The sequence below is a fragment of the Alkalimonas sp. NCh-2 genome, assembly GCF_039631345.1.
Lineage (GTDB): Bacteria > Pseudomonadota > Gammaproteobacteria > Enterobacterales > Alteromonadaceae > Alkalimonas > Alkalimonas mucilaginosa.
This window is the reverse complement of the sequence record NZ_JBDIUV010000007.1, coordinates 11,551-28,073: the sequence shown is the minus strand read 5'-3', so window position 1 is coordinate 28,073 and position 16,523 is coordinate 11,551. Positions and strand designations below refer to the sequence as shown.

Genomic DNA, 16,523 nt, shown 5'->3' with positions numbered 1-16,523 from the left:
AAGTCACGCAGAATAGAGCATACATTTTGTTACAAATACCCTGAGCGGCTATGCGCTATTTTTTGCTCGCTTTGCTTTTAATCTATGTTGGTAGTGCTGTTGCATCCAGTGCTCCACCCGAGCTGCGGAAAGCATTGATTAACGAAGATCCTGAACAGTTTCTCGAACAAGCAATTTTGCACCCGGATGAAAACTCCAGCAGCTATTGGATGGAGTTGGCCTTGGCATATCTGCAGCTTTATCAAAAAGAAAATGCCTTGCACAGTATTAACCAAGCCATCGATTTGGCCCGTTTACTGGACGATCAGCCGCTGTACCAGGCACAGCTGCAGCACGTCAAAGCGCAAATACTAGGCCGCCTGTATCGCAATACCGAGCTTGGTATCGAGGCATTGCACCAAGCGGTACTCTGGCTGGAGCCATTAACCAGTGATGCCGCCCGAACCGAAAAGGCCGAAATCTACGAAAGCCTGGCCCAAGCCTACAATCAACATAGCAGCTTGCAACAAGCCGTCTACTATGCCGAAAAAAGCCTGGCGGAAGCCATGCAACCCAGGCAAAAACTTAACGCACATTTTTTGCTGGGTAGACTTTATCTGCAAATGAACCACATCAGCCAGGCATTTTCACACTTTGACAAAACCACAGAACTTGCCACCGAACTACAGGCTTTTCATGCCTATCCATTAATTCATTTACGCTATGGACTGGCCTACCAGAAAATGGGGCTCCCCCAACAAGCGTTGGAAGCCTTTTTTCGGGCCAAAGATGGTTTTGCGGAGCATCAAGAGCAACGCAATTACATCAATACCCTGCTGCGCATCGTTAGCTTGCAATTAGAGAACCATGCATTGGACGATCAAAGCTACGGCTATCTGGAGCAAGCTTTACAATTCAGTCAGCAGTTGCCTGATCAAATGAGGCTCGCGGAAGCCAAGTTCCAAATAGGGCAATGGCATCTCTATCACCAGCAACTGAATGAAGCACACTATTATTTTGAAAAAGCCCAGGCGCTTTTTTCTCAAATTGGCGCGCAGGAAAGCCTTCGGCAAGTCCAGTTAGCTTTGATTGAAAGCTTTATCCAACAAGAGCAGCTAGCAGCCGCCATAGCCTTGTTTCAACAGCTGAACATTCAGCATGACAACCCCAACCTGCCCTTATTTATTCGTTATCGTTCTGCGGAACTTGGTGCCGGGCTTGCGGCACGGCAGCTTGAGTGGCAGCAGGCTTATCACTTCAGCGAGCAAGCCCGCGCCTTGCGTTTTAATGACTTGCAAGAGCAATACAACCTTAAACTGGATTACTTGCAATTCAGGCAACCACCACAACCGGAGCAAAGCAAACCGCAATGGTATGCCGCTGGCATGTATAGCTGGGGATTGATGGCTCTGTCTGCACTACTACTGCTTTTGTTACTGCTGGCAGTGCATCGTTTGCAGCGTTTGAAACAGACATCACCTGCCAGTCAGTTAATATTTTCCCGTCAGTGGATCCAATTTAGCGACCGATTGGTCACAGAGCAACGTGCCAAGCTACCCTTACACTTAATGGCGATCACCCTACGGGACTGCCAGCAATACAAACAACTCTATGGGGAAGTGCAATTGCGTCGGGTACTGATTAGCTTGCTGCAAAGCTTTAAGTTGCCGCAGATTGTACAGCTCACCATTCACAGCGATGTGTTATGGCTTGGTCTGTGCTGCCAGCGCTCAGAGCTCGCCGCTCTGGAAAGTAAAATTCTTTGTCATCTTGCTCAGCAGCGCACTCAGTTGCAGCCACAACCTCACTTGCAAACCCTGATTCTGCCGCTGCAGGAGTTGTTGGGTGAAGACTTCCAGAGCGGCCATATTCAGGCGCTACGTGAGGCGGTCTGGTTAAGCTGGTATCTTGCCAACCAACTGAACCCGGCCCAGCAGCATATGTACCTGCAACTTAAAGTGCAGGAAAGCAGGCCCTGTGAATGGATGACCGAAAATATCCGCCAGGACTTACTTAATGCGCTGCAGCTTGGCAGCATTGAGCTATGGCAGCAGGATCGGTTGCTTAATCCGCAGCTAAAAGCACTGTTGGATTAATCCTGCAATAACCGTAACGACTCAGGCAACTGATGCTGCATGGGCTGCCCGCTTAGCGGGCACTGCCAGCCCAGTGACACAGCCTGCAAAGCCAGCGTTGCTGCCGCTGTGCTGCTATTGCCATAACGGGGATCCCCTAAGACCGGGTGACCTACCAAAGAAAAATGCCGCCGGATCTGATGCTTGCGACCAGTCAACAAGTTTACCTGCAGCCAGCTGATATCTGGATGTTCCAACTGTTTGAGCAAGCGGAAACGCGTAACACAGGCTTTGCCATCCAGTGGCGTTGCCAGTTCTGCTGCATATTGCAGCGCTTCAGACAGCTGGCCTTGTACCGCAACATGGTACAACTTCTCGACCTGTCCATTCTGAAACTGCTGGCTCAGATGCGCAGCGGCCCTGGCATCGTGAGCCAGCAAAAGCAAGCCACTGGCCTCCCGGTCCAGCCGATGGATCAGATGCACAGCACGTTTTGTTTGCTGCTCTGCCTGACGTAACAACGATAAGTGGTCGCCCCAGAGACTGCCCTGCGACAGCATGCCGGCAGGCTTCCACCACACCGAATAGGCTCGCCGATCCAGCAGCAATTGACTGCCCGCCACTTCACGCTGCAAGATAGCTGCATCGTAGTGCAGTGCTAAAGTCTGGCCAGGTAACAGCTCTGCCTGCGCTCTTCGTAAACGTTTTTGTTTTTTCCCCTGCTGCAGCCAAACCGCTCCTTTCGCCATCGCATCTTTCAAACGGCTTTTTGACAGCTCCGGCACCTGCTCTGCCAGCAACTGAATCGCTATCTCTTTTTTCTCTATCAACCAGCTACGGCTAAACTTCGTCACCTGAGATCCTTAGCAGTTCAGCAAACATTCATGCCATTCATTCTATACCTTATTGTACGCAAGAGTTGAATGAAGGAATAGCCATGAGAGTGTTACTGAGCGCCTTGCTGTTGGTTTCTGCCGCCAGCTTCAGCGTGGAGCAACCAATAAGCAGTACCACAGAGCAGCGTGGTACAGATCACGCTGAGGTAACCAGTAAGCCGATGCCTGTGGTTCGCGCTCAGAGTTACAGTACCGATGTGTGGTTTCAGCGCATTGAGCTGGAGCTAAGCGGTGATCACAATGCCAATGGTTTTTATCACCAGCTGTACCTGAGGTTTGATGCTGACACCAACCGCTCCAGCAAAGCCGTATGGGCAGAGTTCAGCTTAAACCGTGCAGGAAGGCCTGAACAGTTGCTGCATATCAGCTCTATCTTCACCTTGTACCGACAAAGCCGGAACGACTGGTTTGCCATTGATACGCTGTTGGAAGAAAATTACCCCACCGATTATTACGATCTCACGATCCGCCTCTATGATGCCAGTACCGGCTGGTTGCTGGCCGAAATTTCCGGCTACGATGAAGTCATACTGGCAGATCTGCCATTGGAAGATTACCGGCGGGACCAACAAGTAGTAACTGTGGTCGAAAGCTATGGTGGTAGTCTTGGTATTTTAGCGCTACTCGGGCTAAGCTTATTACTTTGGCGGCGACAAGCAATTAGGCATCAGTGATCCGGACAAGCATTTTCACCCTGAGTTGCTGGCTGCTGCTATGGAGTGCATTACCAGCAGCAGCCTCACTGCAGTTGCAGCGTCAGCAGCTGACAGATGGCAATCAACTATTTTCCTATCGGTGGCAACAAAACGGTCAGAGGGTTGACTTTTCGTTTCAGCTGCCAGAGCAAAACACGCAGCAGCACCTGCGCAGTTTTCGTCGTTATTCGCCACAATTGGCAGACACCTACATGCGGCAAGCATTGCAGCAAGAGCTTGCGAAACTGAATGCTCCCATGCTGCGGGTAGACGCCTTGTCGGCAGGCAATCCCTTGCCCATTCGTGTTACTGCCCAAACGAGTCAGGATGCACAACAGTATCGGCAACACCTCACACAACACATGCTGCAGGCCCGGCAAGATTATCTGACCAGCATCTACCACACCGAGCTTTCGATAAATCCTGGCCGACAGGTGATTATGGTCGATCATCAGCGCATCCTGGCGGATAGCCTGCAGGATTTATTGCCGGTGGCAGAGGCGCTGCAACAGAAGTTTCCCTATACCACCACCAGAGAGCTAAGCCAGTTTTTGCTGGATTGGTTACAGCGTATTCCTTATCAACGGCTGGATAGCCGCAGCAACAGTTCCGCTGCCGGCTTCTTGCCTCCACTGCAGTTGCTGCAGCAACACCGGGGGGATTGCGACAGTAAGGTAGTACTAATGGCCACTTTGCTGCGCCTGCTGTTACCGGATGTCTCGCTGGTGATCCTATACTTGCCCAACCACGCCGTACTGGGTATTGGCATGCAAAGCCAAAGCAGTGATCAACAGCTGCGACTGGATGGGCAGAACTTTGTGCTGGCCGACCCAACCGGGCCGGCACTGCAACCGATTGGCGAGATTGCTGAACGCTATCAGCTCTATCTGCAACCGGGTATCGTCAATTACCGCAAGCTATAGATTTTCTTCGGCAAAAGATGCCAACCGGCTTCGCACCACACCATTCAGGTTAATGGTGGCGCTGCCGGGGAAGTTTTTAAAGCGCTCCACAATATAGGTTAGTCCCGACGTCACTGCCGTCAGATAGTTGCTGTCAATCTGGCTTAGGTTGCCAGAGCAAATCAGCTTCGTGCCTTCACCACAACGAGTGATGATGGTTTTCAACTGAGCAGCACTTAAGTTTTGACACTCATCCAAAATAACAATGGCATTCTGGATACTGCGACCACGCATAAAGTTGACCGATTTAAACTGAATATTGGCTTTATCCATAATGTAATTGACGCTGGCGTGTGGATGCTCATCCGTTTTGTGCAACACTTCCAGCGAATCGGTAATGGCTGCCAGCCAGGGCGCCATTTTTTCTTCTTCCGTGCCAGGTAAAAAGCCAATGGATTCGGCGATTTCTGGTGTATTGCGTGTGACGATCACTTTATCGTACACTCCCTTTTCAATCACCAACTCCAAGGCTGCAGCCAAGGCAATCAACGTTTTACCGCAGCCGGCTGGCCCGGTCAGGATCACCAGATCCATCGAGGGATCCAGCAAAGCCTCCAGCGCCATCGCCTGATAAATGTTCTTGGGTGTAATGCCCCAGGCATGGCGGTGCATCATGCGCTCATACCCCAGATCCTTGACCCGGAGCTGCTGCTCGTCCATAGCCACTACCTGGCCGGCGAACGACTCGGCCTCATCAATCAAAAATTCATTGATGTAAGCATCCGGTAATAGCTTTCGCTCCAGCAAATGCAAGATATCCCGCTCTTTTTGCTCAGTCTGACACTCTTTGACCTGACTCCAGAACTCGCCGGGAAAGCGGTAATACCCCTTGTACAGGAAGCGTACATCATCTATCAGCTGATCGGTGCGGTAATCCTCTACCAGCTTTAAACCTGCCCCTTTGGCTTTCAACCGCATATTGATGTCTTTGGTAACCAGGATCACTTTCTGCGGGCTGCGTTCCCGCTGTAAATACAAAGCGGTATTGATGATCAGATGATCGTTTTCGCCACCGGGCAATCCAGGCAACTCATCTTTTAGGTGGTGATCATTGATAATGGTCAAGTGACCGGACACCTTTTGTTCGCCATGCAATGGCAAAGCAACCCCATGCAGCATTTGCTCCGGACTTGCATCACGCAACGCATCCTCCAGCGCCCGAATCGCCACCCGGGCATCCCGGCTGACATCTTTGTTTCTGTCTTTAATATGGTCCAGTTCTTCCAGCACCGTCATCGGGATAACAACATCGTGTTCCTGAAAGTTTAAAAACGCGAAGGGCTCATGCAAAAGTATATTGGTATCAAGCACATAAACTTTTTTACTTCGTTTTCTCGCCATAAAGGTCTCCTTGATTGGCGCACAGTGCAGCGTGGGTCATTGCATAGTAAGCATAGTGGAAACTGGTCATATCGCCGACTGTTTTTGTGATTTGCTGGACAAAAAACCAGCAAACAGTTCAGGTCAATCCTATGTCAAATGCATGACCATGGTATGACAAAGCAACAAATCTGGATGCAGAGCAGCGCATTTCCTTGTACCATAGCGCCCCCTTGTTGTTACTGGATGCATCATGTCGTTTGCTTTAGGTCAGCGCTGGATCAGCGAAAGTGAATCAGATTTAGGTTTAGGGACTATCGTAGCCCTGGACCCCCGCTCGGTTACTGTATTATTTCCAGCCAGTGGTGAACAGCGTTGTTACGCGCGGCAGCAGGCGCCTTTATCCAGAATCCGTTTTCTGCCAGGTGACCGCATTCGAAGTGCGGAAGGTTTTGAACTGGATGTCAGCCAGGTGGATGAAACCGCAGACACCTTAGTGTATCGCGGTCTCCGAACCGATACGCAACAGCCGGCCGAACTGCGGGAAATCCTGCTTGATCATTTTCTTAGCTTCAGCCAGCCTCAGGATAGAATGTATGCCGGCCAAATCGACCGGCTGGATGCTTTCAGTTTACGCTATCAAAGCCAGCAGCAACTGCATCGCCTGCAACAAAATCCATTGCGTGGCCTTTCAGGGGCACGCATTAGCCTGATCCCCCATCAGTTGTATATTGCTGAAGAAGTCGCCAGGCGTCATGCACCTCGCGTGATGTTGGCCGATGAAGTTGGTCTGGGTAAAACCATTGAAGCCGGCCTGATTTTGCACCAGCAACTGATCAGTGGCAGGGCACAACGTATTTTGATTGTGGTGCCTGAGTCCTTGCAGCATCAATGGTTGGTTGAGATGCTGCGCCGCTTTAACCTTTCGGTCGCTATTTTTGATCAGGAGCGTTGTGAGCAAAGTGCAGCCGATCAACAGAACCCTTTTGAGACCGAGCAACTGGTATTGTGCAGCCTGGAATTTCTTAGCCAATCGCCAGAATGGCAACAAGATGCCATCACAGCATCATGGGATTTATTGGTGGTGGATGAAGCGCATCATCTGGCATGGGATCCGATCACTCCGAGCGCGGAATATCAGTGTGTGGCCCAATTAGCCCAGCGGATCCCCGGAGTCATCCTGTTAACCGCAACACCGGATCAGTTAGGCCACCGCAGTCACTTTGCCCGGCTGCAACTACTGGATGCGGATCGTTTTTATGATTACGATGCTTTCTTAGAGCAAGAAACACACTTCCAGCAGGTAGCAGCCCTGGCCGATCAGTTGCTGCATCAAGCCCCGTTATCGGCAACCACAGCTGCAGCTCTGGAGCAGCTACTGCAAGATCCGAACTTGCACCCTGCGCTACAGCAGTTGCAACAGCCTGAGCTGTCAGAAAGCGAACGCCAGACGATGCAGCAACAGATTGTACAGCCTCTGCTGGATCGCCATGGCACTGGCCGTATTTTATTTCGTAACAGCCGCCGTACTATTGCCGGTTTCCCGGCACGTATCCCGCATTTTATCGAGCTGGCTATGCCAGCAGCCTACAGAGAAAGTGCGGCAGAACTAGTGCAAAGCAAAGAAATAGTTCCGAGCAAGCTACAAGCTCTCCTCACACCTGAACGTCTGTACAGTCAGCAGAATGCAGCCCTGCCTTGGCAAGAACTGGATCCCCGCATAGATGCCCTGATCCAGTTGTTAAAGCACCATAAAACCGAGAAATTTTTGCTGATTTGCGCCCACGCCAGTACCGCTATTGAGCTGGAAAAAGCCTTAATGCAGCGCGAAGGCATCCGGGCTGCCGTGTTCCACGAACGCATGAGTATCCTGGAGCGGGATAAAGCAGCAGCTTACTTTGCCCAGCAAGATTACAGCGCACAAATTCTACTTTGCTCGGAAATAGGCAGCGAAGGTCGTAACTTTCAGTTTGCTCATCACCTGGTGCTGTTTGATTTACCCCTGAACCCGGATTTGCTGGAGCAACGCATAGGCCGGCTGGATCGTATTGGCCAACAGCAAGATATCCAGCTGCACATTCTTTATTTCAAAGAATCCGCTCAGGATTATCAGCGTCAATGGTACCATCAGGTACTCAACGCTTTTGCCCACACCTGCCAAACCGGCGCCGCAGTGTTGCAGCAAACTGCGTCCTTGTTCTGGTCTTTGCTGGCAACCCCAGAATGGCAGCCAACCGAACTGGCTCATTGGCTGGAGCACAGTTTGACCTTGCAGCGCCAGCTGGAGCAGCAACTTGAGCAAGGCCGGGATCAACTGCTAGAACTCAATTCAGCGGGTGGTGACCATGCTGCAGCTCTTTGCCATCAATTGACACAACAAGATAATCAACCGGATTTAGCGTTGTTCATGTGCCAGAGCTGGGATCAGCTTGGTGTACAACAAGAAGAACGCTCCGATACCTGCCTGGTACTTAAAGCGTCCGAACAGTTGGAAGACAGCTTCTACCCGGGTTTAAGCGAGGACGGTATCAGCATAACCTTTGACCGCGATACAGCTCTGGCGCAGGAAGATATTCAGTTTTTAAGCTGGGATCACCCCATGGTACTGAGTACTCTGGATTATCTGACCGAACAACAGCGCGGCAACAACAGCGTCGCCCTGCTGTATAATCCAGCCTTGCCGGCGGGTACCTGGTTTTTGGAGCTGATTTATCTGGTCGAAGCCAGCGCCCCGGTCAAATTGCAACTCGGCCGTTATCTGCCTGTGACTCCGATCCGCTTGCTGCTGGATGCACAGGCAAGGGATCTGGCCAAAGCGGTTTCCTTCGCGCAATTGGAAAAGCAGCTACAGCCATTGCCAAAACAGGCCGCAAGCAAGGTCGTAAAAGCCTTACGGGCGCAGCTGGACAACACTTTGGCACAGGCGGAACAGCAGGCATTACAGCAACTACCAGCCATTCAGCAGCAAGCGCTCCAGTCCATGCAACTGGCCTTAAGCGCAGAAGCCGACCGCCTGATCCGACTGCAACAGGTCAATCCGGCAGTCCGGTCAGAAGAGATTGTTTTTTTACAACAACAGCAAGCGGAGTTAGCTACTTACATAAGCAAAGCACGCTTAAAACTGGATGCTATTCGCCTGGTAGTCGTCAGTCATGATAAACCCTAAATAGCCATGCTGATCCATTACCAGCCACCACTGTCACCCTATCTGGATATTCGCTACCAGGATAACGATATCCTGGTCCTGAATAAACCCAGTGGTTTATTGTCAGTACCTGGCAAAGCACCCGAACACCAGGATAGCCTGAGCCTGCGGGTGCAACGGGTTTTCCCCCAGGCCCGAGTGGTACACCGGCTGGATATGGCCACCTCAGGCTTGCTTGTGATGGCCATGCATCTACCGGCACAGCGGCAGCTGAACCAGCAATTTGCTGCACGACAAGTACAAAAACGCTATGTTGCCTGGCTGGATGGCCTGTTAACTGACTGCGCAGGCACCATTGCAGTGCCATTAATCTGCGACTGGCCAAACCGTCCAAAGCAGAAAGTCTGTTTTATCACCGGGAAACAGGCTTGTACCCACTTTCAACTGCTAGAGCAAACCAAGGATGCCAGCAAGGTATGGTTGTTCCCCATCACCGGCCGCTCTCATCAGTTGCGGGTCCATATGCAATGGTTGGGGCATCCCATTATCGGGGATAAATTTTACGCCCGTCAGCCAGTAACCTCACAACAACGATTGCTGTTGCATGCAGAGTATCTGCAATTCCACCACCCTATGACCAACGAGCAAGTAAGCTTTACGTTAACCGCTGATTTTTAGCCCTGGATCTGCAGCCTTTCTTTTTCAAAGTCCCTCGGCAAAACACACTCACTTGATTAACCTAGCGTTCAGCTAACTTGTTTATCCTATATGCAAGCTAATAAAAAACTTGCTTTTGTACCTTTGTCGGCTTTAATTGTGAGATTGGTTTGTTTGTTCACCAATTTCCCTATAAAATTGGCATGTTGGACTTCCACCTTAAGGAGAAATGGATGAAACGTAAAATTTGTTCTGTTGCAGTTGCTGTTGCATTGCCGATGATGGCTGGTAACGCTTATGCTAACACCCCTTCCGCGGCCGAGCTGAAAGAACGGATGTTTGGTTCTGTTTTCGCAGAGTATTACATGCCCGATCGGAAAAAAACCCGTGATGCGGATTTCGATTACCTGACCCGTGGCCAAGGCTTAGGCTTTGATCTGGGCTATCGCATTGATGAAAACTGGGCTGTACGTGCTGAGTTTGCCCGGGATCGCCTGAAAAACAAATTAACCCGCGATCGCATTTCTGGTAACCGTTACGGTGTAGATGCACTTTATCACCTGAACAACAGCGGTGTTTACCTGTTGGCCGGTCTTAATCGCCACAGCATTGATAAAACCAACTCGCTGAATGTGGGTGTAGGTTATCGCGCATTCCTAAACGAGAACGTTTCTTTATTTGCTGAAGCAAATCGCTACCAGGGCCTGAACAAAGGTACTTGGGCAGATGCCGGCATCAAAGCAGGTGTTAGCTACTACTTTGGCTCTGCTGCTGCAGCGGCTCCTACGCCTGCGCCAGCTCCAACGCCTACTCAGCCAGCAGTGGTAGATTCCGATGGTGATGGTGTACCAGATCATCTGGATCAGTGCCCGAACACACCTCGCGGCCACAAAGTCGATGAGCGCGGCTGTACTGTGTATACTGAAGTTGCCCAGCGCGTTGGCAGTGCAGAAATTCGTGTACTGTTCCCATTTGACTCTGCTGAAGTTTCTCGTGAGCAACGTGCTGATGTTGCCCGCTTGGCGGATTACCTGAAGCGTTATCCAACAGCTACCGTTGAGATCGAAGGCCATGCATCACGCATTGGTGCAGCAGATTACAACCAACGTCTGTCAGAGCGTCGCGCGAAAGCGGTCGCTGATCTGCTGGTCAACACTCATGGTATCGAAGCTTCGCGCATCACCACCAAAGGCTACGGCTTCAGCCGTCCGCGGATGGAAGGCGCAACCCGTGAAGCGCATCGTGCTAACCAGCGTATTGAAGCACTGGTAACCGCTCGTATCAAAGAGCCCGTGATGCGTTAATTCATCAAATGTGTCAAAAAAGCCGCTGCTATCAGCGGCTTTTTTTTAATTTAATAGTTCCAGCTGCCGATAAAGCAAAATAGTCCTTACCAAACCACAGGTATCCGCCATGCCCAGTGTTGCTTCAATGACGCTATCACTGATGCTATTTTACAGCCAGGCAGTCGTAGCACAGCCAGTTCCCAACTGGCTGCCCGGTGACTTAAAGCGACAACTCCCGGAGTGGGAAATACAGCAATTAGGAGACAGCACCCCATTGTGGGTTTTGCATCGTGAAGCCATGACCCCTTTTGTGCAAGGGACTTTGCTGCTGCTGCCCGATCCATCGCAGCACCCTGCATCACCGCGCCATATCAACTTTCTGCGTCAGGCTATGAACCAGCATGGCTGGACAACACTGGCCTTGCTACCAGACGCTACAACCACAACAGATCAAGCTGCGCTCGCTGCTTTACGGCAACAATTGCACTTGGTATTAGAACAGTCAGACTGGCAGCAAGGACACTTGGTGGTGCTGGCACAGGGCTATAGTGGCTACCTGCTTAGCCAGCTTGAATGGACAACACTACCAAGGCAACCTGAAGCCATAGTGTTTCTTAGCAGTTATCATCCGGAACCAGCAAACAACCGTGAACTAGCGCAACGTATTGCACAGCTGAGTATGCCAGTACTGGATATGGCGCATGATACCGACCACCTGCATATCAGCCAAACCTTTGAAATACGTCGGCAATGGGGGCAAAAACAGGCCAACTTATTATATCGCCAACGATTGCTTACAGGTTATCCAGAGCTGGAAATAAGTCAGCAACGCATGTATAAAGAAGTCTATGGCTGGCTGAATTATCTCGGGCTATAATCAATCCCTGTTGCGTCGACTTTCATCATTTGGTAATTGTTATGAATGTAAAAACCTGTGCCATCGTCACCATCCTTAGCCTTGGACTTTTACAGGCTTGCTCAACCCCGCGACAACCAGCGCCACCAGCAGTCGAGATGATTGAACAGCCCGTATCCAGTGTCGGCAGCACCATGGTGCTGGTAGAACAGGCGCATATTTGCCACGATGAAGCTGAAACCCGTCGCCTGGCAGCCAGCGCTCAACTGCGCTCCATGGCCCGCTATCTGGCAGAACTGTTACCTACCGATCAGTGCACCATTCATACAGTCACCAGTGAAGTGGTGGTACTGGAAGAAGCCGAGGGCTACCGGAAAATCTCCCTCGAGAGCAGCGAAATTTTCACCTTCGATAATTATCTGCTGCCGGCAGCCGCAACAGCGGCTCAACCCTCTCCGGTGTTGCCTGCCGTATCCTGCTGCTGATCCAAGCGGCGATTCAGTTGAGCCACCTGTTGCTGCAGCGCAGTCAGTTGCTCCAGCAACTCAGTATGATGATCTTCCTGTTGCTGATGATCTTCTTTCCGGGTTTCATTTGTCATAATTTCCAGAATTACACCCACCATCATATTCAAAAAGATAAAAGTGGTCAGGAAAATAAATACGATGTAGTAAATCCAGCTTAACGGATAAACCGCCATTGTATCGTACATCACATCGGTCCAGTCTTCGAAGGTCGCTACCCGGAACAAAGTCAGCATGGAAATAGAGATATCACCCCATAAGAACTCATCAATTTCGGCAAAAAAGATGGAGCCGACGGCGGCAAAAATATAAAAAATGATAAACATCAACAAGGCAATATAGCCCATTTTCGGAATAGCTTTGAGCAAAGCATTAATTAAGAATCGCAGCTCAGGCACGATAGAGACCAAGCGCAACACCCGCAATACCCTTAGCAAACGGCCAATCACCACCATTTCACTGTCTGGCAGTGGAATTAAGCTGGCCACCACAATCAGCGTATCAAACACATTCCAGCCGTCATGAAAAAAGCGCTTTTTTTGCTCCGAGGATAAGAAGCGAATGCTAATCTCAACCAGAAAAAATAAAGTAATGGCGACATCCAGCACTGAGATGCCTTGCTCCAGCCAGCCTGGCAAAGGATAGGTTTTTGCACCCACAGTCAGGGCAGCAATCACAATGACTGCAATCACAAAGCCCTGAAAATAATGGCTTTGCTCAATCTGCTTTAATCGTTGCAGCCAGCTTCCGTCAATAAGCATGAAAGTACCTCAGAACAATGCATGAAAAAGTTATTAGAGGGCGCGCTGCTGCTTGATGAGCTCGTAGGCAGCCTGGATATCTTGTGTTTTTTGCTTGGCTAACTCCATCATCTCCTGCGGCATGCCCTGTGCCATCAACTTATCCGGATGATGCTGAGCCATCCGGCGTTTGTACGCTTTCTTTAATTGTTGGGGCGTGCAATCTTTACTCACTCCCAACAAGGTAAATGCATCGGTGAGATCCAATCCCGAAGCTTTAGTTGGCCGATGCGGGCGACGTTGATTAAAACGTGCTTCGGCTTCATGCCGGCCAAGGATTTGTTCAAACTCAAACTCAGAAAAGTCCAACTGCCGGGCCATGCTGCTAAGCAGCTGCCGCTGGGTGCTGGTAATCTTGCCATCAACCAAAGCAATCCCTAATTGGATTTCCAGAAACAGCAGTAATACATCCGGCCGTTGGTGATAAGCTTCTTTCAACTCTGCCAGTTGCTTGTCCCAGGCAAAATTTGTTGCTTTGCCATCCCGGAAGGCACTTTGGGCCTCTTTTTGTTGCTGGCTGCTAAGCCCCAACTCCATCATAAAATGTTGCGCCTGACGAATATGGGCCTGAGTAACCACTCCGGTTGACTTGGCCAGATGCCCCATCACAGCAAAGGTACTGTACATAAAAATACCCTGGGCCTCTTGCCGGCTTTGGAAATACCCCTGAAAACCTCCGCGGCCTTCGAATTGCCTCGCCAGCGCACGGTCGAACCAATGACCGATGAGTAAACCAATGCAAAGCCCGGGGATTTTCAGTATCGCCATCCCAAACAAAGCGCCAAGAATTTTACCCCACACGAGACACTACCATCGCGAAGTTAAGATACAGTAAGTAAACTGGCGTTTTCAGAAAGTCACCCTCATTGGTATAAATTTTAGCGGCTATTATACCAGCACTCAGTTAGCGCACCAGCACAGAGATCGTGTATTCTATAATGACGCCAGAGATCAGCATAGCAGCCATTCGAAATTTGCTTTATTATATGCCGCTGCGCTTTCCTCTATGATGAATCAAGGTTTAGCTAACAAATGACATTCCGCTTGACCAGCCTGGTGATCTCCTGTCTGATGGCTTCGCTCTGTGTACGAACGAATGGTTTTGCCGCGGAAGCTGAACCTGCTGATGCCGCTTTGCCACTGAGCTGTTACCCTCCTGTACAGCTACCACCAGCCACAGGACCACTGGATAAAAGTAACAACCAGCTCCTGATTGAGTCGGATGGGTTGCATTTAAACGCCAACCAGCAAGCGAGCTTTCTGGGAGATGTTCGCGTCAGCTATCGTGATACCTTATTACAGGCGCCTCAGGCACGCTTTGATCAGAGCCAACAACAAATCTTTGCCGAAGGTGGTATTGATTATTACAGTGCCGCCCTTGCCGTACGTAGTCAGCAGTTTCAGGCAGATTTAGCCAGCAATCGTGTTGAGCTGCAACAAGCCGACTACCGCCTGATTAACCAGGCAGGCCGGGGCGCAGCCCATGTTTTGTCGGCAACAGAGCATCAGCTCCAGCTGGAACAAGCCAGTTTTACCGCCTGTCCGGTTGGTGATGACAGCTGGGCATTGCACGCACAGCGCATTCACCTGAATGCCGATGAGGGCTGGGGTGAAGCCTGGCATAGTGTTTTTCGGGTAAAAGATGTTCCTGTACTGTATCTGCCTTATTTGTCCTTCCCGATCACCGATGAACGACGCTCCGGCTTGTTGTTACCAAAAATAAGCAACTCGCAGCGGTTAGGCATAGATTTAGAACTGCCCTATTATCTGAACCTTGCACCGAACTACGATATGACACTGGCTCCCCGCCTTATGACCAATAGGGGTTACCAATTAAAAACCGAGTTCAGGTACCTGACAGAGGCACATCAAGGGCTGATGCAGTTTGAATACATGGCAAAAGATCGCGAACGAACGGATCTTGGAGAGCGCTACCTGGCGCACTATCAGCAGTTGAGTGACTTTACCCCACGCTGGCGTGCAACCCTGGATCTGACAGATGTCAGTGATGATGCCTATTTAACGGAGCTAGGCTCCGATTACGCCAACGCTTCGGATACGCAGTTACTGAAACAGGCTAACCTGACATACTTTGGTGAGCAATTGCAGGCCACTATCCAGCTGCAGGGGTTCTCGGTACTCGGAGATCACGACAAAGCCTATGCTGCCTTACCGCAGGTTGAGTTAAGAGCACCAGCACCGTTGCCAGTTGCCATGCTTGAGTTTGACTGGCATGCCAACTACGCCTATTTTCGTAATGATGCCGCTTTGATCCAATCAGCGCACCGAATGCATCTGGAGCCAGAAATCAGGCTTCCTCTGATCACACCTGGTGCCGAACTGGTGGCAGAAGCCAGCTTAATGCATACACGCTACCAGCAAAACAGCCAATCTGGCTTGCCGGAAGAACACAACAGGTTGCAACGTACTCTACCTAAGTTTCGTTTGCGGGCTCAGTTAAATTTTGAGCGGGCCTTAACAGGCAAAGCAATAGGCTCACATCAGACCTTTGAGCCACAATTGCAGTATTTGTATGTCCCCTATCGCGATCAAACGAATATTGGTTTATTCGATACTACCCGGCTGCAAGACGATTACTTTGGCCTGTTTCGGCAAAACCGTTTTTCCGGTATTGATCGTATCAATGAAGCCAATCAATTGACGATAGGTGCTACCAGTCGTATTTACGATGCAACCGACCGGGAGCAATTTCGTTTTAGTTTAGGCCAGATCATCTTTTTGCAACCACCGACCGAGCAAACTGATCCGCACCAGCAAAACCTGACCAGTATCGAGTCGATGTTAGCTGCAGAAGCGATGTGGCAATGGCATCGTCGTTGGTTCGTCAGTGCCGGCGTGCAATATGACAGCGATAGCCGGAATCTGATCAAAAGTAACGCCACCCTGGATTACCGGGGTGATGATAAAAAACTGTTCCAATTGAACCATCGTTACAGCAGGGCTGTCTCAGATTACGAAATAAGCCAGCTTGGCATACTAGGCACCATGCCGATTGCTGATGATTGGCAAGTTGTGAGTAGCTATTACTACGATTTAGAACGCAGCCGCATGCTGGATGCCCATTTGGGAATACAATATGAATCCTGTTGCTGGGCGGTCCGTGTTGTGGCAAGACGACAAATTGTAGCAGAGCTTGGCAGGGATCAGCTCGATTTGGTGGCACCTAGCCGTTTTGATCACGGGATATCGCTGCAATTTGTGTTAAAAGGCTTTGGCGATAACACTGGTTTTGGCGTCACAGACATGTTATCTAATGGCATCTTCAATTATCGTCGTCCATATTTATTGAATAATTAGTGTAGGGGTT

The 16,523-nt window shown here is 50.3% G+C and carries 13 protein-coding genes; 9 read left to right on the top strand and 4 right to left on the bottom strand.

What is annotated here, in order from left to right:
- The first annotated feature begins 50 nt into the window (after positions 1 to 50).
- The gene (locus ABC502_RS15960) at positions 51 to 2,075 is read left to right on the top strand and encodes a hypothetical protein (RefSeq protein ID WP_345916613.1); all 2,025 of its coding nucleotides are present in this window, start codon (positions 51 to 53) and stop codon (positions 2,073 to 2,075) included.
- Here the strand turns inward: ABC502_RS15960 and ABC502_RS15955 are convergent.
- A complete protein-coding gene (locus tag ABC502_RS15955) occupies positions 2,072 to 2,908 on the bottom strand; it encodes an RNA pseudouridine synthase (RefSeq protein ID WP_330087456.1) in 837 nt (278 codons plus the stop codon). The two genes, ABC502_RS15960 and ABC502_RS15955, sit on opposite strands and share 4 nt — an antisense overlap.
- Before the next feature lie 83 nt (positions 2,909 to 2,991).
- On the opposite strand from ABC502_RS15955, the gene ABC502_RS15950 reads away from it, so the two are divergent.
- Together ABC502_RS15950 and ABC502_RS15945 are read left to right on the top strand one after the other, a co-directional pair.
- Positions 2,992 to 3,624: a choice-of-anchor H family protein gene (locus ABC502_RS15950; RefSeq protein ID WP_330087455.1), complete on the top strand. Its 633-nt coding sequence runs from the start codon at positions 2,992 to 2,994 to the stop codon at positions 3,622 to 3,624.
- Positions 3,621 to 4,568, top strand: coding sequence for a hypothetical protein (locus ABC502_RS15945; RefSeq protein ID WP_345916612.1), 948 nt, complete (start codon positions 3,621 to 3,623; stop codon positions 4,566 to 4,568). Before ABC502_RS15950 ends, ABC502_RS15945 begins: the two co-directional genes overlap by 4 nt.
- Here the strand turns inward: ABC502_RS15945 and ABC502_RS15940 are convergent.
- Complete coding sequence (locus ABC502_RS15940) at positions 4,563 to 5,948, bottom strand: PhoH family protein (protein WP_330087453.1); 1,386 nt, start codon at positions 5,946 to 5,948, stop codon at positions 4,563 to 4,565. The genes ABC502_RS15945 and ABC502_RS15940 overlap by 6 nt on opposite strands.
- A 232-nt stretch (positions 5,949 to 6,180) precedes the next feature.
- Between ABC502_RS15940 and rapA the strand changes: the two genes are divergently transcribed.
- From rapA to ABC502_RS15915, 5 genes are all read left to right on the top strand, one after another.
- Complete coding sequence (rapA, locus tag ABC502_RS15935) at positions 6,181 to 9,093, top strand: RNA polymerase-associated protein RapA (RefSeq protein ID WP_345916611.1); 2,913 nt, start codon at positions 6,181 to 6,183, stop codon at positions 9,091 to 9,093.
- A 6-nt stretch (positions 9,094 to 9,099) separates the two neighbouring features.
- Positions 9,100 to 9,750 (top strand): pseudouridine synthase, encoded by a 651-nt coding sequence (locus ABC502_RS15930; RefSeq protein ID WP_345916610.1) that lies wholly within the window; start codon positions 9,100 to 9,102, stop codon positions 9,748 to 9,750.
- A 212-nt stretch (positions 9,751 to 9,962) separates the two neighbouring features.
- On the top strand, positions 9,963 to 11,033 hold the full coding sequence (locus tag ABC502_RS15925) for an OmpA family protein (RefSeq protein WP_330087450.1): 1,071 nt from the start codon (positions 9,963 to 9,965) through the stop codon (positions 11,031 to 11,033).
- Between the two features lie 109 nt (positions 11,034 to 11,142).
- Positions 11,143 to 11,892, top strand: a complete 750-nt coding sequence (locus ABC502_RS15920; RefSeq protein WP_345916609.1) for a DUF3530 family protein — start codon at positions 11,143 to 11,145, stop codon at positions 11,890 to 11,892.
- A gap of 41 nt (positions 11,893 to 11,933) precedes the next feature.
- A complete protein-coding gene (locus tag ABC502_RS15915; protein WP_345916608.1) occupies positions 11,934 to 12,356 on the top strand; it encodes a hypothetical protein in 423 nt (140 codons plus the stop codon).
- Here the strand turns inward: ABC502_RS15915 and ABC502_RS15910 are convergent.
- Together ABC502_RS15910 and djlA are read right to left on the bottom strand one after the other, a co-directional pair.
- Positions 12,317 to 13,156 carry an ion transporter gene (locus tag ABC502_RS15910; protein WP_345916607.1) on the bottom strand — a complete coding sequence of 280 codons (840 nt, stop codon included), beginning with the start codon at positions 13,154 to 13,156 and terminating at the stop codon, positions 12,317 to 12,319. The genes ABC502_RS15915 and ABC502_RS15910 overlap by 40 nt on opposite strands.
- 33 nt (positions 13,157 to 13,189) lie before the next feature.
- Entirely contained in the window at positions 13,190 to 13,996 is an 807-nt protein-coding gene (djlA, locus tag ABC502_RS15905; RefSeq protein WP_330087446.1) for a co-chaperone DjlA, read from the bottom strand.
- Between the two features lie 231 nt (positions 13,997 to 14,227).
- On the opposite strand from djlA, the gene lptD reads away from it, so the two are divergent.
- A complete protein-coding gene (gene lptD, locus ABC502_RS15900) occupies positions 14,228 to 16,513 on the top strand; it encodes an LPS assembly protein LptD (RefSeq protein ID WP_330087445.1) in 2,286 nt (761 codons plus the stop codon).
- The last annotated feature ends 10 nt before the right edge of the window (positions 16,514 to 16,523 follow it).